We start from the raw sequence: 15852 nt of genomic DNA on the forward strand, positions 1-15852 counted from the left end.
GTATAATAATGACTTAAAACATAAAAATAAGTTAAAAAACTCATTGTTTTGCAGTTTTGTCCACTAGGCTTTTAAATGAGATAAAATTTTTCGCCTTGTTTGCTAACTAAATTTGAGAATTGTTACTGAATTTAAAGATGGATGTGAATAGAATGGGCAGTGTCTTCATTCAGGAGTAATAGTGGCTAAATTTTTGTTTGTGACCGACTTAGATAACACCTTAGTCGGTGACGATGTAGCTTTAAATAAATTAAATGAATGGTTAAGTAAGGAGCGTCAAAGTTACGGTACAGTTATTGCGTATACTACAGGGCGATCGCTACCCCTTTATCAAGAATTAATTGCCCAAAAAAAACTATTAGAACCTGATGTATTAATGCTGGCTGTTGGTACAGAAATTTATTATCCAGATAGCAATAACTTTGATGATGCATGGCAACGGAAAATTTCTCAAGGTTGGAATCGAGAAATAATAGTAGAGGTAGCCAAACGATTTCCTTGCCTTGTACTCCAACCTTCAACACAACAGACTGCCTTCAAAGTTACCTATTACACCAACCAAGAGGGGTTATACGTTACACTCCCTCATTTAAATGCAATTCTCCAAAATCAAGGCTTGGCAGTGCAAATGATAGATTCCTATGATGGCGGATTTTTAGACATATTGCCTGCATCCGCTAATAAAGCTTCAGCCGCTATTTTTGTACAACAATGTTTAGGCTTTACCGATGAACAAACTGTGATTTGTGGAGATTCCGGCAACGATTTGTCTATGTTTCAAAATATGCTTTGTCCCGCCATTATCGTCGGTAATGCCCGATTGGAAATATTAAATTGGCATAAAAATTCACCACCAGGGAAACGCTACCTAGCAAAAAGTAATTTTGCAGCTGGAATTTTAGAAGGATTAGAACACTTTGGATTTTTGAAACGCAACTAAAGAGGGTTTTTTAGTCATGACTAATGCAAATAACGAACCAATAGTTCTTGTATCCACAGCAGATAATAATTATGCCATAGCATTGGCCGTTACAATCAAGTCAGCGATTGTCAATCTCAAAAATAAACGTCGAGTAGTACTGTATGTACTGAATGGAGATATTACCCAAGCCAATAAAGACAAAATCCTCAAATCCCTTGATCCAGAACAAGTAGAAATTTTTTGGTTAAAGCCAGATGAAACGCTACTTTCCAATATGAAATTGGATGAAAATTATAACACCCTTGCTATTTACTATAGACTTTTCATTCCTCAACTTATTCCCCAACATTTTCATAAAGCAATTTATCTAGACAGTGATATTGTAGTGCTGGGAGATTTAGAAGAATTATGGAATATTGATGTTCAAGATACCTATGTATTTGCAGCTCAAGATATTTGGAAGCGATATATCAGAAATGCCAAAGGTTTGAGAAACTATGAGGAAACAGGAATTTCTCCAGACCATAAATACTTTAATGCTGGAGTTTTAATTATTAATCTGGAAAAATGGCGAACTGACAATATAGGTGCAAAGGCTATAGAATACCTGGAACAAAATAAAGAATACATACGCTTGCACGACCAAGACGGACTAAATGCAGTGCTTGCAGGTCAATGGAAAGAATTAGATCCAACATGGAATCAAATGCAAGCAATACACGAATACTCATCATGGACAGAAAGTCCCTACACAGAAGAGGTTTATAATCGAGCGCTTCATAATCCTAATATTGTCCACTTTGCAACTTTTCCTAAACCTTGGCAAGAAAATTGTAAACACCCAAAACAAGATTTATTTTTTGAATATCTAAATTTAACAGCTTGGAATTCTCCTGTTTTAGTAAATAGCCATAGTTGAGATATATGGTAAGCGACTGGGGACTGGGTAAAAAGTCTTTTGACATCTAAGTTTTATCGTCTGTTAATGAACCACCTTGACTTTCCTATTCACTATTCCCTGTTCCCTGTTCCCTGTTCCCTATAAATATAATAAATACTACTTAATATATGCCAATTAATACACCTGATTGGGTCAAACACGCAGTTTTCTACCAAATATTTCCTGACCGTTTTGCTCGAAGTGTTCCAGCACACCAAAGTTGGTTACTGGATGTACCCTTGGAAGATTGGAATGCTGCGCCTACATTTAACGGTTATAAGGGAGGAAATCTTTGGGGAATAATTGAAAAACTAGATTATTTACAAGATTTAGGGATTAATGCGATTTACCTCAATCCCGTTTTTACTTCTGCGAGTAATCATCGCTATCATACCCTTGATTATTATCAAATCGATCCCTTATTAGGTGGGGAGGAAGCATTTACAAATCTCCTCAACGAAGTTCATCGCCGTAATCTGAAACTTGTCTTAGATGGAACTTTTAATCATGCCAGCAGGGGCTTTTATTTTTTCAATGATATTCTAGAAAATGGTCAAAATTCCCCTTGGTTTGATTGGTTCAAAATCGAAGCTTGGCCTATTTCACCCTATGATGAATCTCGTCCTGCTAATTATGCTTCGTGGTGTGGTTTTCGTGCTTTACCAGAGTTGAATACCAATAATTCAGGAGTGCGCGAATATATTATGCAAGTAGGGGAATATTGGATTAAACGGGGTGCAGATGGTTGGCGTTTAGATTCAGCAGATTACATCAAAACACCTGGATTTTGGCAAGAATTCCGCGAACGAGTCAAAGCAATTAATCCCCAAGCTTATATTGTTGGAGAAATTCCAATGGAGGCCACTGAATGGTTAGATGGAACACAATTTGATGGCGTTTCAAGTTTGCCTTTTCTTAACGCTACCACAGCTTTTATTGTGGGCGATCGCCAAGTGAAAGGTCATTTAGAATTGTATGCACCACCACCACCTTCTGATGCTAGTGAATATGGAAACCAAATTAATGAATTATTGCAACGGTATCCTTGGGAAATTCAGTTAACTCAACTCAACGGTATTAACAATCACGATACCGCCAGATTAATTGATGTTGCCGGTGGCGATCGCCCCAGTTTATATTTATCAACATTACTATTATTGACTTTCCCCGGCGCACCTTGTATATATTATGGCGATGAAGTTGGTTTGACTGGTGGTTATGACCCTGATTGTCGCAGAGGTTTTCCGGATCGACAACATTGGGATCGAGATATTCTAGAGTTTCATCAGCAATTAATTAAACTGCGTCTTTCTCATGCAGCATTGCGAATTGGGCAATATCAAACTTTATATGCCCAAGGACAAGTTTACATTTTTGCGCGGATTTTAGAAACAGAAATATTGGTGATTGCGGTTAATGCAGGAAATGAAACAACGCAAGTTAGTATTCAGCCTTCATTATCATCGTCACCTCAACAAATATTATTCACCTATGGTTCTGGTGTAGCAAATTGGAGTGATGAAACTGCACAAAAAACTCTGAATTTTACACTTGCACCGCGCAGTGGATTAATTCTCGGTTAACTTGTCAAAGATTGGAAAAATTTTCATTTTGTATTCAAGATTTGTATCTTTTAAAAATATGGACAAAAAACCAAAAGTTCTTTTTATTTATAGTTTAATCTTTATCATTGTTCTATTTTTCACGGCTGGATTAATTAATATTATTTTGCCTACCTCTAAAACTCCTCCAACTCTTGGCGATGTCAGTGTGAAGTTGGAGTATTTCGCTGAGCATAAAGATGATTACGATGTGATTTTTTTGGGGCCTAGTACCACATATCTACAAATTATTCCCAAAGTATTTGATGAATCTTTATCGGCAAATGGTAATAGCGTCAAGTCTTTTAACCTGGGAATTCTGTCAGCAAATGTAGCCGAAATGGATTTTTATTTGCAAAAAATATTAGCGTTAAAACCAGCAAAATTAAAATGGATATTTTTAGACTGTTTAGTTAACTCCTTCGTGGAGGAAGAACCAACTTTATCTAGAAATGTTTATTGGCATACTCCTACTAAAACCCTAGAAAATTTTCAATTAATTGCTGAATCAACTCTGCCTTGGGAAATTAAAATTAGCGCCTTTTATGCAAATTCCATCAGCTTTTTGCATCGATGGCTAGGAATTGGTTATTTTTCTAATTTTTGGCATCAAAGTTCGGAAGCATTACCAGCAGGAATATTAAGTGATAAATTGCTACAGGAAGCTGGATATTATGCAAACGATTGGATGAAAAATAGTGAGGCGGAGAAAAAAGTTTTTTACTCAAAGTTAGACAGTTACCAACAAAAGTTAACGCAAGCAAAATTAGGAATTATGGATACAGAAAATATATATCCAGAAAAATCCTATGCATTGAAAATCATTAAAAGGCTTGTTTCTAGAATTGATGATTTAGAAAAAAACAGCAATATTCAAGTTGAAACTATATTCTTAATTCCTCCAGCATTAGACATTTTTATCGAACATTCTCCGATTTTAGAAGCTGTGGATCTAGGATATATTTCAACACTATTTGCATTTAATAATCCCAATCGTTTTGCCAGTTTGTATGAAGTTTCTCGCCGGAGTGATGAAAGACATTTAAATTACAAAGGTTCTCAAGAATTTACACTCGCTTTGGCAGAAAAATTTTCTCAGCACCTAAAGTTAGCTTCCCAGGAAATACCCTTCATATCTCAAAACCAAAATTAAAGTTAATTAACATACCAGAATAAATATGGTTTTTACAGAATTTCGTTTTCTCTTTTTTTTCCTGATAATTTTCTGTGTTTACTGGGGTTTGCAGAACAACAATCATCGCAAATTTTGGTTACTCATCTGTAGTTATATTTTTTATGGTGCTTGGGATTGGCGCTTTCTTTTCTTACTTTTACTCTCCACAGTGGTTGACTACTTTGTAGGTTTGATGCTGTCTAGACCACAGGTCAATCATGCAACAGCAGCACCAGAAATTCCAACACAGGAAGTAGTAGAAAATCCAGAAACTAAAAAAAACTTATTTTCTTGGGATGCGCTGCTAACTAAACCACTGCATCACAAGGAACCACAAATATGGTTATTAGTCAGCTTAGTTGTAAATCTAGGATTATTAGGATTTTTTAAATACTATAACTTCTTCACTGACTCAGCCGCTAATTTATTAAATTTTTTGGGCTTATCTGTTAATATAAAAACCCTTGAAATTATTTTGCCAGCAGGAATTAGTTTTTACACATTTCAAACCCTCAGCTATTCCATTGATGTGTATTTGGGTAAACTTAAACCTGTTAAAAATTTTTGGGATTTCGCTTTATTTGTAACTTTTTTTCCTCAGTTAGTTGCAGGGCCGATTGTCCGTGCATCTGATTTTTTACCCCAACTGGTAAAGGCAAAAAATTTCAACGATGTGAATTTTCGGGGTTGTTTAACGCTTTTTTTGGTGGGATATTTTAAGAAAGCTTGTATTTCTGATAATATCTCTCCTTTAGTAGACCAGTATTTTACAAGTCCAGAAAATTATACTTTCTTGAGTTGTTGGGTTGCTGTTATCTCTTTCGTTATACAAATATATTGCGATTTTTCTGGCTATTCAGATATGGCGATCGCCAGTGCAGGTTTGTTAGGATACAAACTACCTTTAAACTTCAGATTCCCCTACTTTGCCAATAATATTACTGAATTGTGGCAACGTTGGCACACTACCCTCTTCACCTGGCTGCGAGACTATATTTATAGTCCTTTGATGAAAATGCGACCAAGAGAACAACGCACAGAAATCTTTAGGTCAAGAAATCTTCTCATTTTAATGCTTTTTTCTGGACTGTGGCATGGTGCAGCTTGGCATTTTGTTGCTTGGGGAGGATTGAATGGCATTGCTTTAATTGTTCACAAACAATGGTCATCCTGGATTGCTCCTTATAAGCGATTATTGCCACTAAGAAATATGCTAGGCATCCCGCTGACATTTTACTGGTTTTGTGCCTCTGCAATCTTCTTTCGGAGTAATGATATCAGCAGTGCAATGCAAATAGAAAAATCTTTTTTATTCCTAAATTCTCCAGGTTCAGAAAACTTAAATATTCAAATTGGTTGGGTTTTTATACCTTTAGCAATTATGCATTGGGCTGCCTATAAAAATTGGTTAGCTGACTGGTATCAGAAAATTCCTCAATGGAGTTTTGTCGTGTTTTATGGAGTGTTGGTTGCAATCATATTGAGGTTTATCGCAATAACTCCCCACCCCTTTGTTTATTTTCAATTTTAATTCAAGGTCAAAGCATTTCAATTTAAGATGATGAACGAACGGGGGAAAGATGCAGATGAAATCTCATAATTCATTACTGTTAGCAACTGACCTAGATGGCACTTTTTTAGGTGGTTCTAATCAAGAGCGATCGCAATTTTATCAATATATTCACGAACAACGTCATCGCATTCTTTTAATCTATGTCACTGGCAGAGAACTTGACCGCGTTAGCGAATTATATGAAGATCCAAATATTCCCCAACCCGATTACATTATTGCTGATGTGGGAACCACAATTGTACACGGCGGAACCTTCGAGCCGATTTCTGTTTTACAAGATTGGGTAGCGCAAACTTGGGGAAATGCTAACGAACAAATCAAAGCTTTATTAGCCAATGAAACAGGATTAGAATTACAGTCTGTTAATCCTGACTATCGTGTATCCTACTACTATGAACCTGAATCATTGCAACCCCAAACTATCCAAAAAGTAATTGACGCTGGATTTGATACTATCCTTTCCTATGACATCAGACTAAATTACCATTATTTTGATGTCATGCCAAAAGGCGTTTCTAAAGGCCCCACCCTCGTGAGATTTTTAACAGAAATGAGTTTTAATCCTGATGACACAGTTACTTGTGGAGATACTCTCAACGATTTCTCATTATTTGAGACGGGTTTAAAGGGTATTGCTGTAGGAAATTCCGAACCTAAATTAGTGGAGAAAATTCAAACAATGGAAAACGTTTACTACAGTCCCTATCCTGGGGTAATGGGTATTTGGGATGGTCTTAAAATCTATGGTAAAGATTAAAACAAAATTCAGAATTCAGAATCAATTTAGTGGATAATTTAGACCCTGGACTAATTTTGGACTTACGCAAAAACTCTCTGAAACTCTTATTTATCCGTGTCTTCTGCGTCCTCTGTGCCTAAGTCCTGTAATTGTAGACTATCGAGAAAAATTGATTTTTGAATTTAATATTTCCATTCAGCAATCCAAAATACTTTAAAGGACGAGAATAAATGACTGTAACAACATTGCGTTTTCCCATTGATATACATGCTTATAAACCGTTGAAATTAGACCCCAATAATTCAACTTTAACGAATGAGCAAAGAGAAATATTAAAGGCGAATATTCAACTTTGTCGAGATACTATTGTTTTCTTTACTTCCATAGCAGCAGCAAAAAATGTAGGCGGTCATACAGGAGGAGCTTATGATACAGTTCCCGAAGTGATGATTTTAGATGCTTTTTTTCGGGGATCGGCAGATAAATTTGTGCCGATTTTCTTTGATGAAGCAGGACACAGAGTCGCCACACAATATTTAATGGCTACTTTACATGGCGATCTTGATGTGGAAGAATTGCTGCATTATCGAGAACCTTATTCTAAACTGCTTGCCCATCCAGAACGGGGACGCACTCCTGGGGTGAAATTTAGCGCCGGTAGATTAGGACATTTATGGCCTTATGTGAATGGAGTTGCGATCGCCAATCCGCAACAAGTAGTATTCTGTCTAGGATCGGATGGTTCGCAACAAGAAGGAAATAACGCCGAAGCCGCACGTTTAGCTGTCGCCAAGAATCTCAATGTCAAAATCATCATTGACGATAACAATTCTACCTGTAGCGGCTATCCTTCAGATTATTTACCAGGCTACGATGTCAGTCAAACCTTAGCCGGACACGGACTAACTGTACTCACAGGACAAGGCGAAGATTTAGATGATTTGTATAGTCGTCTGTGTCAAGCAGCCACCACAAACGGCCCTATAGCCGTGGTGAATAAACGTCAGATGTCTCCTGGTATTGCTGGGGTAGAAGGTACGCCATTGGGTCATGATGCATTATCCCCTGATTTGGCGATCGCATATCTGGAAACTCGCGGACACACACAAGCCGCTAATTACCTGAAAAAAATTGTTCCACTCACAGGAACCTACACTTATACAGGTTCTAGCAGCAAAACTCGCCATATCTTCGATGCTACGATTGTTTCCATTCTCAGTGGCATGACTCCAGCCCAACGCCAAGAACAGGTAATGTGCATCGACAGCGACTTGGGAGAATCTTGTGGGATCAACAGAATTCAAAAAGCCTATCCAGAGATTTTCTATCACGGCGGGATCATGGAGCGCGGAAACTTCGCAGCGGCGGCTGGGTTTGGTATGGAAAAGGGAAAACAGGGCATTTTCAGCACCTACAGCGCCTTTTTAGAAATGTGCATTTCCGAAATCACAATGGCGCGATTGAATAAATCCAACGTTCTGTGCCAATTTTCCCATAGCGGTATCGATGAATTAGCAGATAACACCTGCCATTTTGGCTTAAATAACATGTTTGCAGACAACGGCTTAGAAGATGGCTACCAAACCCGTCTGTATTACCCAGCCGATGGCGGACAAATGAAAGCTTGCGTCGAAACCATATTTCATCAACCTGGTTTAAGGTTTCTCTTTTCCAGTCGTTCCGCAGTTCCCGATATCCTCGATACTGAGGGTAAACCTATATTTGGAGAAGACTATACCTTTGTTCCTGGCAAAGATGATGTCATACGTGAAGGAACAGCAGGTTACATCGTCAGTTTTGGTGAAGTCCTTTATCGTGCCCTAAATGTCGTAGAAAACCTCAAACAACAAGGCATCGATGTCGGGTTAATTAACAAGTCAACCTTAAATATGGTCGATGAAGAGATTATAGCCAAGATTGGTTCCACACCATTTGTCTTGGTTGTAGAATCATTAAACCGTCGCACAGGTTTAGGAATTCGCTTTGGTTCCTGGTTACTAGAAAGAGGTTTGTCTCCCAAGTATGCATACATGGGTACTCATCAAGAAGGATGTAGTGGAGTATGGGAACAATTACCCCATCAAGGTATTGATGTCATTGGCATTATGAATCAAGTCAAGAAACTGCTTGCTTAGATATTTAGGACTGACGTATGGTAAACGAGATATGAGGAGTTTCATAGGGCAGAAAAAAATCCCCAATGCCCTGTTTGGCCTATTCCCTACCTCAACAAATAATCTCGCTGCGTAACTTGTAGAGACGTTGCATTGCAACGTCTCTCTATTGTTGACCGTTAACAGTCAACGCTTTAACCAAAATAATTTATTTTCTCAAATTCCCTAATTAGTATCACTTCTAACAAAGAACAATGCTGTACGCGGGCCAATTTCAATCCCACGTCGTTGGGCAGAACCCCATTGAGTAACCTGCTTGGCAGCATCAACACATATTTGGAATTTGTACTGTAGCTCGTTGTAGCAACCAGCAGCTAAACCCGGTATTTTTGCCTGAGGAACATTAAATTTTTCCCCACTTTTATTGATAATGGCTAATCCCCGATCTCCACGCTCGATAAACAGCAAATTGGGACTATTTGCACCAGTGGCTATTTCATTACCATTGCGGAAGTATTGGGGCTGTGTCAGCAACTTTTGATGGAATTGAACGCCTGCAACAACGGTGGGATTAAAGGCATCAAAATTCAAAATCAGGGGTGTCCCTTCTTTAATCGCCAAAACGTAAGCGGTTGCTAATGGTAAATCCCCAGAATCAAATTTCCAATTGTCAAACTGTCCTGGTGCCCAGGTATCATGATTGCGAGAAAAGGTAACGGCTTCATTACCTGGTAAAGCACGCTTAGTATCTGATGGATTAACTAAAGAGCGCAAGTCACCCCCATACTTGAAGGCATCTTTTAAAGTATTTACCAGTTGAAAATCTGTGACTTTAGGAAAAACTGAAATATACTTCCTACTCTCGTCATATGATTGACCGATGACCTCACCATAGTAAAACTTATCCTTGGGGACAACGCTGAGTATCTTCGCCATATCCTCACGAGGAATGTGCTTAGCAGCATCAAAACGCAAACCATCAATGCCAAGCCCAAACAAAGTTGTCATATACTTCTGAGCATTCTGTTGTACATAAGGCAAATCTGTCCTCAGGTCGGGTAATCCCTCTTTGATGCTATTTTGATCGCATAACCAACGATTTTCAACTTGTACGGGATCGTTATAGTTATCGATGCACTTGGCCTCATGAAAGTATTCAAGTTTCTGGTAGATAGGATAAGCTTGCGGGAAAGGTGCTACAGTTTCATAAAACTTGTACTTAGCCATGTGATTTAAAACTACATCGGCAATGACTTTCATACCGCTTTTGTGAGCCGCACCAATCAAATCCTTTAAGTCTTTTTGGGTTCCTAAATGTCCCTCTAGCACATAATCCAATGGTTGATACTGCATGTACCACTCTTTGTCTGAAGTACAAGCATTGTCACCGCGTGGGGCTGTTTTATTTGCAGGTGAAATTTGAATATGGGTATATCCTGCTTTTTGAATTTTAGGCAGTTTAGTTTTGACATCGGCAAAACATTCATCGAAAGCATGATAGATAACATCAGCTTTAGCAGGAGCTACTTCTGATGTTATGCCAGTCGTTACAGCAATGAGTCCTACACGAACCAAATTTATAAAATATTTGCTGGATATTTGGTGTTTCATGAAGATTTATAAGTAAGTAGATATTTCCAATAATTAATTCTGCGTTGTCCTAAATCCTGAACAAAGGCTACACCCTGACATCATATAATATACCTCTTGCAAAAGTGCTTTTTGGACTCTTGTGGTCAAAGGGAAAAGATTAATAGTTCGACAAGCTCACCAACCGGGGAAAGGGAAAATACCAAACCTTTCCCCCTTTACCCTTCCCCTTTTCCCGACTTATGTAAGAAGTCTAATGTCCGGTTAATCAAAGTGAATAAAAATGTTTGCTTGTAGTGTTCGCGTAGCGTCTCGCAGAGAGGACTTCAGTCCTCAAACTAGTGGTCTATCCCATTAGTTCTGAGAGATAAATAAGTTTGTAGTTAGGACTTTAGTCCTTGATTTTTAAGCACTGAAGTGCTTACTACAAACTCATCAAAATTAATGACATAGAGTACTAGTCGTTTGCCAATCCAAAAATGCTGGGTGAGCGCTGGGGAAAGGGTAAGGGATTTAAAACCTTTCCCCTTTTCCCTTTCCCCTTTCCCCTTTAAAGAGCCAAGTTCACTTATCAAACCCTAGAAACAATCTTTATCATCCGGGTGGTAATAAGTTTTCTGGGGCATAAACATCGCGGTAGAAAGTTAGTTGTTCGCTCTTATAGTAGCAACCACCCCGATGTCCCCGGCGTATCCAGACAACTAATCCTTTAGAAGCAGTTTCATTTGTCGCATCGTCCACACACTTCCATTCAAAGTGAACAAATTCACGCCAAAAGAAAACAATTGGCCAGCACATTGTGACTCCAGGCTGTGAAAGCAATGCCCACCAATGTGTCTCTCGCTCTTTTTGATCTTCCGTACCAACAAAGGGGCCATCTTGGCATAAATAAACCAAGTTTTTATGATATTCACCACTTAAGATATTGTTTCCTCTTTCTCCTCCTGTTCTCAAAGCTGCACAATGGGTTGGCCACCAATCTTTGTTTTCTTGTTCGATTTGCGCCCAGGTATAATTAGCATTTACTTCGGGAACTTCGTCTTCTTTTAAACTAACGAAATATTCACCTTTTTGAAGCAATTCTTCCTGTTTTTGTGGAGAAACTAATCCAGGTTTTGAAAAGTCTGCCTCTAAGCCCCAAAATGTGTAGTAATTGACTGGTTTTTGCAGCCTTAATTGTCGTAGTTGTTCAAATTCGTCAGGCATGTTCCTAATTCCTTTACACGAGAATGTTTGATACTTAAATTGCAAAACATGACTTTGATAAAAAAGCAGGATAGAGAAAGCTGGTAATATAAAATTTGCTATTCTCACATCCTGTAACAGCAACAAAAATAAAGGTTATGGAATCACCCCTATTGTTTGGCTTTTAAAACCTCATAGTATGTTTCAACAAAGGTGCTAACCGCAAAAGGATGTCTACCAGAAACCAGATTTCCATCAACATGGCTAGCAGCTAATTGTCTATTAACCGGGTCGTAGGCTAGTGTCGCTCCAGCATTGAGAACATCATAAATAATGTTATGACCGCAGGTAACTTTCCGCCCCCTCAGTATGTCGGGATCTGATGTAAATATCCACAAAGAATGACAAATAGTTCCAACAGTAATTTCAGGATCTTTCAATGCCTCGATTGCAAATTTACTTGATTCTGGTATTTCTTTTGGTCTGCCGTCTGGGCCTTCTTCTACTATTGGTTCGTAGCGGGTCATATCCATCGCATATCCGCCAATGGCAACTAAGCCAGTGTATTGAGTTAAATCAACATCGTGGATATCTTTGGTAACTGTAATTGTTTCGCTAGGGTTATTGTTGTTGAAAAAAACTGCTTGATCGCCACCCCTGAGATTGCCGACATATTCTACTTCAAAACCCCTAACAGGAAAAAAGTTATCTAAAGCAGCAGTTTCAGTTCCATCGTAATGGGAGTCAAGAAAGGCTAAAATTCTTGGTGGTCTGGCCATGATGATATCCTCATTCAAAATAGTTAATAAATTCGATTTTGAGGAAAATTAACTTACTAGCCACCACTGGCTATACTGTCCGAATTTCATAGCAATTTGAAAAATAGTTGCGACAGACGGATTCGCTAAAATCAGATCCAGAATGCTATACCCAATCCAATATCGAATCAGTTATTCTGCCAACTAATAAGTTAATTTTCACTCACCTTATCCTTGAATTGGGTTTAGGTCTTACCGGATGTCGGTAAAGAATACTGTCTTTTTCCTGTAACCTGGAATTACTTCTTCTTCAAGAATTTTTGAATAGAAGCTAATGGGACTTACTTTGGCTGCATAAATGTAGGGACGGATTTTTGTGATTTCAGGCAAAGGAATTCCTTCTTTGAAAGCAAAATATAGTTTACTTGGCTCGTCGTGAATTTCTTGTCCAGTCAAATAACCTACAATTGCGTGTTCAAAAGTGTGGAAAGCATTTTTCCAGGAGTGTTGTTTGGGAAATTGGATGTCTGGTTTGTTGTCAGCAGCATTTACCCAATGCCAAATTTCTTTGTGTTCGTGATCTACCATGTACTTAAACCAGTAGGCATAAGTTGTAGGTAGATATTCCGCGTAAGATGGATCTCTCAAGCTAAAAGTAGCAGCCACTTGATCCAATTCAGCTAGAATCCACCATTCTTTGTCTGGGTCTATGGTACCGTCTGGATTTTCTCTACGTCCCCACGTACCATCATCTAGATAAGCTGTTTCTAAGATTTTGGGAGCGGCCTCTTGAGCAAATAAGACAAACTCGTAGTGACCGGTGAGTTTTCCGATGGAATAAATCAGCCACAAAGTTTTGATGGAGTGACCGAAATCAGTATGGTCTGTTCCTAATTTTCTCTTCTCGGTATTGGTGATAGCTCCCCAGAATATATTTTTGTCAGGAGTATAGAATTGTTCGCTCATGATTGTGGCAAGATGCACCAAATCATCTTCCCACTGTTTCTTAAGTTGTACCCCGTTAAATTCATCAGGCAAAATTGGTGTGATCAAGATCATGTAGGCATAGACTTGATCCAATTGAGCTACTAATTCTCTTTGGTCGCTGGTATTGCTCTCAAAATCAGCTTTGATCCAAGAGATGAGATCCCATTCTTTGTCGTAGTAGTAGTCAAAAATGTAGTTTTTGACGTTTACTATGTCTTTTAATATTTCGGGATCTCTAGTCAGATAGTAGAAAAATGTTAAACCAGAAAGAGCATATGTCATATCTTGACTGATGCGGTATTCTTGTTCTGGTTTACCTACAAAGCTCTGATCGTTTGCATCAAAGAAGGTGTAAGCTCCACCGGTTCCTTTACCCACATTGGGATCGACACCTGGTTTATTAACCAAAGCATACTGACGTAAGAAATCTACGCCATTTTTAGCCCATTGAAGATATTTTGCCTCTCCAGTCAGGTTATAAGCAACACCATAGGCAAATACTTGTCTGGACTTGGATCTGACATACTCTCTATCTAAGTTAACGATGCCTGGAACTGGGTTTACCAACTCTGGACAAGGTTTATTAGGGTCAAACAAAGAACCATCATTACATCTATAGGTAGGAAAGTTCCCATTTTCGGGGCGGGCTGTTTCCAATTCCCAGAAAGGTAAAAGGTCTTCTTTGAGATGCTTTATCCACCTATCTCCATAGGGGATACCAGTTTCGATTATTAAGTCTGCATTATCAGCAGCGCTTGGTTTAGCAATAACTAGTGCTTGAGCTGTGGGAACTCCTAAAGATGTTAGGAAAAACACCAAGCTAAAGCCAAGACAAAGAACTTTCTGAAAGAAAGCTTTGCTAACTAGCTGTTTTTTATTCCAACTGAACATTTGAATTGTCATTGCAAATTGCTCATTTGTGTGTGTCGGTTTCTGCTTTCATGACAAACATTCAGATGTTCTGTGATTTTTTTGGACTACAAAAGCTCTAGTATCCCAGCTTTAGTAGGTGGTTAAAATCTCACAAAACAACTGATATGCCCCGACATACTTGCGTTATGTCAGGAGGGTGGACTGTTTATAACAACTTGGTGACATCATATCTGATGTTATAAACCAAGCTAACACAATTTATTTTTCTTTTTTCAAAATCAATATTTTTTACTTAAGTAGAATTAAGTAGGAAGCCATAACACAAAAAATACTTAAAGTCAAAGACACTTAAAATAAATAAGTAGACAGTTAAGACAGTTAAGACAGTTAAGACGGCTTTAGCAAGAAACACATGTTCTACAATGCTTATCAGGTACGGGATAGAAAAATTTCAGTGCAATTATTTTGCCTGCTATCTCAAATAACTTAGTTGTTAATTAACTGATAGAAGCGATCGCTTACAACCCCTTATGGTATAAAATACGCTCAATGATTCAGATTGAATTTAAAAATATTTATGTCTGCATTTACCTTGAAATACTTACAATTACAATATTTCAGTTACATTATCCACTAGAATATTTACTTAACTAAAGCTTAACTTCAACGTTAATCTAGCTTCTAACAGTAGTAAAGTTAGCAAAATGATCAAGGTAGCTTTTCTTGACCGAGATGGGGTTATCAATATTGATTACGGTTATGTTGTTATGCGCGAGCAATTCGAGTTTATGGATGGCGTATTTACAGTGTGTCGTTTACTGCGTGATTTGAATTACGAGCTGATTGTAATTACCAATCAGTCTGGTATTGCTCGTGGTTATTATTCCGAACAAGATTTTTTAGATCTAACTGCATGGATGTGCGAGCAATTTCAAAGTCAAGGTGTCCCATTGCTTGATGTCTTTTATTGTCCGCATCATCCCGAAGCTACCATATCTAACTACCGTCAAAACTGCCGATGTCGTAAACCATCCCCAGGAATGATTGAGCAAGCTTGTGAGAAATATTCCATAGACCTGCAAAACTCAATCTTGATTGGCGATAAAATATCTGATATGCAAGCTGCTAAAGCTGTGGGAATAGGTAAATTTTATTTCCTTGGTAAAGAAGATATAGAAAAACAACTGGCAGTGTCAGCCCGCGTAGATAATTTACTTCAACTAAAATATTTGATTGCAAAATAATTGACGCATTCACGCCTATCAAATAAGAAAGGCACTTTTTTGCGTCTTTTTTCGCGTAAGCCCGTACAGTTAATCTAATACCGATTCAAAAAATGTTTGCGACAGATACCCCACCCGCCTGACGGCACCCTCCCCTTGCCAAGGGGAGGGTT

12 protein-coding genes are annotated in these 15852 nt (G+C 38.3%); 8 read left to right on the forward strand and 4 right to left on the reverse strand.

Annotation, left to right across the window (positions count from 1 at the left end; genetic code table 11):
• Window positions 1–181: 181 nt before the first annotated feature.
• The 7 genes from GNE10_RS20045 to GNE10_RS20075 all read left to right on the forward strand — a co-directional run bounded on the left by GNE10_RS20045 (window position 182) and on the right by GNE10_RS20075 (window position 9084).
• Complete coding sequence (locus GNE10_RS20045; RefSeq protein WP_185566666.1) at window positions 182–940, forward strand: sucrose-phosphate phosphatase; 759 nt, start codon at window positions 182–184, stop codon at window positions 938–940.
• A 16-nt stretch (window positions 941–956) separates the two neighbouring features.
• On the forward strand, window positions 957–1841 hold the full coding sequence (locus tag GNE10_RS20050; RefSeq protein ID WP_185566667.1) for a glycosyltransferase family 8 protein: 885 nt from the start codon (window positions 957–959) through the stop codon (window positions 1839–1841).
• Window positions 1842–1990: 149 nt separating this feature from the next.
• Window positions 1991–3445 carry a glycoside hydrolase family 13 protein gene (locus GNE10_RS20055; protein ID WP_185566668.1) on the forward strand — a complete coding sequence of 485 codons (1455 nt, stop codon included), beginning with the start codon at window positions 1991–1993 and terminating at the stop codon, window positions 3443–3445.
• A gap of 58 nt (window positions 3446–3503) precedes the next feature.
• A complete protein-coding gene (locus GNE10_RS20060; protein WP_185566669.1) occupies window positions 3504–4616 on the forward strand; it encodes a hypothetical protein in 1113 nt (370 codons plus the stop codon).
• A gap of 88 nt (window positions 4617–4704) precedes the next feature.
• Window positions 4705–6168, forward strand: a complete 1464-nt coding sequence (locus tag GNE10_RS20065) for an MBOAT family protein (RefSeq protein ID WP_221642916.1) — start codon at window positions 4705–4707, stop codon at window positions 6166–6168.
• 55 nt (window positions 6169–6223) lie between these two features.
• Complete coding sequence (locus GNE10_RS20070) at window positions 6224–6967, forward strand: HAD-IIB family hydrolase (RefSeq protein ID WP_185566671.1); 744 nt, start codon at window positions 6224–6226, stop codon at window positions 6965–6967.
• A 212-nt stretch (window positions 6968–7179) separates the two neighbouring features.
• Complete coding sequence (locus tag GNE10_RS20075) at window positions 7180–9084, forward strand: transketolase C-terminal domain-containing protein (RefSeq protein WP_185566672.1); 1905 nt, start codon at window positions 7180–7182, stop codon at window positions 9082–9084.
• A gap of 204 nt (window positions 9085–9288) precedes the next feature.
• Here GNE10_RS20075 and GNE10_RS20080 read toward each other — a convergent pair whose 3' ends face one another.
• The 4 genes from GNE10_RS20080 to GNE10_RS20095 form a co-directional block, all read right to left on the reverse strand.
• Window positions 9289–10674: an alpha-amylase family glycosyl hydrolase gene (locus GNE10_RS20080; RefSeq protein ID WP_185566673.1), complete on the reverse strand. Its 1386-nt coding sequence runs from the start codon at window positions 10672–10674 to the stop codon at window positions 9289–9291.
• A 573-nt stretch (window positions 10675–11247) separates the two neighbouring features.
• On the reverse strand, window positions 11248–11859 hold the full coding sequence (locus GNE10_RS20085) for a hypothetical protein (RefSeq protein WP_244918043.1): 612 nt from the start codon (window positions 11857–11859) through the stop codon (window positions 11248–11250).
• A 149-nt stretch (window positions 11860–12008) separates the two neighbouring features.
• Window positions 12009–12617, reverse strand: coding sequence for a DJ-1/PfpI family protein (locus tag GNE10_RS20090; protein WP_185566674.1), 609 nt, complete (start codon window positions 12615–12617; stop codon window positions 12009–12011).
• Between the two features lie 231 nt (window positions 12618–12848).
• Window positions 12849–14486, reverse strand: a complete 1638-nt coding sequence (locus GNE10_RS20095; RefSeq protein WP_185566675.1) for an AGE family epimerase/isomerase — start codon at window positions 14484–14486, stop codon at window positions 12849–12851.
• 674 nt (window positions 14487–15160) lie between these two features.
• Here GNE10_RS20095 and gmhB point away from each other — a divergent pair.
• Complete coding sequence (gmhB, locus tag GNE10_RS20100; RefSeq protein WP_185566676.1) at window positions 15161–15700, forward strand: D-glycero-beta-D-manno-heptose 1,7-bisphosphate 7-phosphatase; 540 nt, start codon at window positions 15161–15163, stop codon at window positions 15698–15700.
• Window positions 15701–15852 lie beyond the last annotated feature (152 nt).

Source organism: Nostoc sp. 2RC (assembly GCF_014222165.1).
Taxonomy (GTDB): Bacteria; Cyanobacteriota; Cyanobacteriia; order Cyanobacteriales; family Nostocaceae; genus Nostoc; species Nostoc linckia.